This is a genomic window from candidate division WOR-3 bacterium, assembly GCA_016867815.1.
Lineage (GTDB): Bacteria > Hydrothermota > Tepidihabitantia > Tepidihabitantales > Tepidihabitantaceae > UBA2258.
The window spans coordinates 1-3,677 of the sequence record VGIR01000165.1; the positions used below are offsets into that span (position 1 = coordinate 1).

Genomic DNA, 3,677 nt, shown 5'->3' on the forward strand with positions numbered 1-3,677 from the left:
AAGTTCGTTGTACCCGTCGTTGTTGATGTCGTACACCGTGCTTACGAGCGACCGAAACCCAGCGTGGTCGCTATCCCAGTGCCAGACCTCTTGCAGTTGGTCGTTCCCGGTGGCCTTGTACACCTTGATGATGTCCGGCGTGGTCCAGATGCACTCGTCGATTCCGTCGGCATCGATGTCCCCGCACTCGCTGATTCGACCCCAGTTGGTGCCTGAGAACCAGACCGAGTCCACCAGCGTGCGGTGGTACGCGTCACTGCCAACCTGGTCAGCTTCCCACATGTAGAGATACATCTTCCCGCGCGGAACATTCTCGTAGGCTACGTAGAACTCGGGCTTGCCGTCGCCGTCGATGTCGTTGGTCGTGAACAGGTCCGCACCGTTCGGTTGCCAGACCGTGTCCTGGTACACGACCTCGTACTGGTCATCGCCGGTACACTCCCAGACAGACATCGTGCCGGAACTACCCAGCGAGGCGGAAGCGAAGTTCATCTTCCCGTCCACGTCGAAGTCGCCGTAGGTCGACCTGTAACACGCATGCAGGCTGTCTTGCCACACCAGTTCGTTCCGGTTGTTGCCCGTGTTCTCCCAGACCCAGTTCGTGTAGAGGACGATCTCACTGTGCCCATCCTGGTCGAGGTCGGGCGGCAAGTAGGTTGGCACAGGAATAGCCATGTTCTGGGCGTAGCGGTAGTACCAGGAAAGAGAGCAAGGATAGCTGAAGCTGTCAGGGCTTTCCAGCGTCATCAGGATGTCATAGAACACGCCGCCACCCACTTCCTCTGTGCCAATGCATGCTAAATCAGTCAGACCATCGTCGTCGATGTCACCGGCAGCGAAGGGAAGTGAGTTCCCGGTCGTTATTCCCGGTGGCGGCGGATCGGCCCCGGTGACAGCATATGCAAGCGAGAACCGGTTCCATCCTTGGTGTTCCCAGACTTCTCTTCGTAGCGGATCGCTAGGGTACACCGTACCAGTGTAGAAGATCATCTCTGGCAAAGTATCGCGGTCACTATCGCAGCAGACCACGCGGCCTTCAGAACCATGGTGTAAGCCTGATGGGGCCTGCGCGACTCTCCTCATACTGCTTGCGCCGAGAACGGCCATGCACCCGGCAAGGACCGAGAGAAAACGTCTGACCACGAGAGGGAGCGGGGAGGCGCTTGGTGCCTCCCCGCTGCTCCTGTTCTATCTGACGAGCGTCAAGCGTTCAGTCGAAACTGCACCACCTGCAGACAGGCGTACGAAGTACGCGCCTGCAGGTACCGCGTGACCGCGGCTATCAGTGCCGTCCCAGCGTGCGACGTGCACGCCTGCTGGACGCGAGCCGGACTCCAGCCCGCGCACAAGTCGTCCTGAAGCATCACACACGGTCAGGAAGACAGACCCCGGGCACGCAAGTTCGTAGCTGATAGACGTCGCTCCGGCAGACATGCTAGGCGCGCAACTACACAGACGGGCAGCGGACTTGCCAGTCGTGCCGGCGTTCTGGGAACCCTCTCCATTTCCTGATCTGTCTTCTATCTGAAGCAATCTGAGTTCGGCCAGTGCGACATAATCACCAGTCACTCGGCCCAGATCGACTACAATCCGCGCGTCACTCTTGTATGTCTTCTCCGGGATCTTCAGCCATACTGTGTCAGGAACGCCCGGCGTGGTCTTCACCAGAGTCCATGAGCCCGAGTCACAGCGGACTCTTGCGCTCCACGACTCATTGCCCTCGTGATAAAGGACCGCGCAGAGCCTGTAGTTCTGACGTGGATTCATGTAAGGCAACTGATATCTCAGGGTTGAAGCACTTGTGTCTACATCCCATGTTCCTAGCATGGCGTACCCACCGCGAGACAGGCAGTACGGAGACTGCAGGGACTGCCCCAGTTCGGCTGCATAGTACAAGAATGGCTCATAGCCGTGGTGGGAACCAGGTCCGAGTCCCTTCCCGAACGACGGGGCGTAGTAGTTCACTCCAAACCTGACCTCAAACAGGGGAGTCAACTGGTCCACCATCTCAGTCCACACCGCGCTGCACTTGAACTGCACAGTGCCCGGTACCCAGTAACCGTCCGCGTGTGGATAGCGTGACGGCAGGTCTGACTGGTAGAATGACCGCGCGCTTGGCTCAGCCAGGTATCTCACCCATATGTCGGAGCGGCCCTCCAACAGGACGTCCTCCTGCCACACAGTTGCGAAGCTTGTCGTCATGACCGGGAAGTCCGACTCCCAGTCCGGCGTTCTGCTTTCGTTGGACGGGTCACGCCACAGGTTCACGGGGTTTCCCAGCCAGCGCGCACGACGCCAGACGTCACCATGGAGACTGCTGTCGCTGGGTCCATGCCAGACACAGAAGACCGAGTCACCGTAGACCTCCATTGATGGATTCGAGGCGGGCTCCGTGACGGGCAGTTGCATAGGGTCGGACGATGAGATCTGCACCTGCGTCGACCACGTCGAGTTCATGCGCCTTCTGTAGATGACACTCTGATTCCTGATCCAGCAGACATTGACGATGCTTCCGGGGTTCACGACTACCGACGGACCATAGCAGTTCGTCGTTCCGGCCGCATCTACGACTTCCGGCATGGACACGCTGTATTGCGTCAAGCTGTTGAAATACACGTAGTTGAAAGGTGGCACGGTGCTGGTATAGACCGGGTAGGCCACGTAGGAAATCGCGGACGGAGACGACGCGACAACGTCCGCTGCTATTGAGGGCGCGCCGGCGCTCACACCACCGCCACTCGGGAACACAACGGCCAGATCCCAGCCTCCTGTCGGCGCGATTCTGATGGCACGCATGATGCTGCCATCCAACGTCTGATAGACTATCCACGGGGACTGAGGGTTGCCTCCCACCACCTCATTCAAGGTAATGGCCGGGTACTTGCCAAGTCCGACCATTTCGGGGCCAGACCAAGTAGCTCCGTCATCTGTGGATTGAGAGTAGAGAACTGTGTCACCGCTGTTGAATACCACGTGAAAGTTGTCGGTGTTCGGTGCGCGCATGAGCTTCCGCCCAGAGTTGGGATAGGTTGCCCTCGGATCGCCCAACTGGGCTATCGTTGACGCATTCACGGCAGTGGCCGCGAGCAGTGCGGCCACAAAAAACGCTGTGACTGCAGTGCCATGCGCCCTGGCTCTCTGTTGCGGACGTGCACGGCCCTTCATCTTGCCTCCTGTGTAGTGTCCGGCCAACTGGTCCTCAACCGCTGGGTGTCAAGAGGACTGCGGCGGCGAAGCCCCTCGCTTCACCGCTCTCGGAATCCCCTATCACCCGGATTGTAGCCCGTCGTTTTCCGAAGTCAAGCACACCTGTAAGGACCTGTCTGAGGCGACCCGGCCAGCCCCGATTCCGACCTGCCTTCGGAGTGCTGTCGGGCCGCTCTGAGTCCGGGTCCCGGATGGGCGTGCTTTGTCTGCCGGTTCTGGTCGGTTCCATCTGCAATCGGGAGCGACGTTCGCGTCGCCGTTCGGTCGCACCCTGATGACCGAAGAGGCGGGCTTGCGCCCGCCCCTGCTCGCATTCGGCTGTTCTCTACTCTCGACTCTCCATTCTCGCGCGCTAGCGCGCCACCACCGCCTTCTTCACCGACCGGAATCCCGGCGTGTCGAGACGGTAGAAGTAGACACCGCGCGGCACCTGCCTGCCACGGCTGTCCTTGGCGTCCCAGCTTACCGAG

General features: G+C 59.8%; 2 protein-coding genes. Both read right to left on the bottom strand.

The features are described from left to right. On the bottom strand, positions 1-1,107 hold a 1,107-nt coding region (locus FJY68_13805), incomplete at its 3' end, for a VCBS repeat-containing protein (protein ID MBM3332900.1). Between the two features lie 81 nt (positions 1,108-1,188). Beyond that, entirely contained in the window at positions 1,189-3,165 is a 1,977-nt protein-coding gene (locus FJY68_13810; protein ID MBM3332901.1) for a hypothetical protein, read from the bottom strand. Positions 3,166-3,677 lie beyond the last annotated feature (512 nt).

What these genes read in the sequence shown, in the direction of transcription:
- FJY68_13810 (MBM3332901.1), bottom strand. Translation starts at nt 3,165, where the DNA reads ATGAAGGGCCGTGCACGTCCGCAACAGAGAGCCAGGGCGCATGGCACT.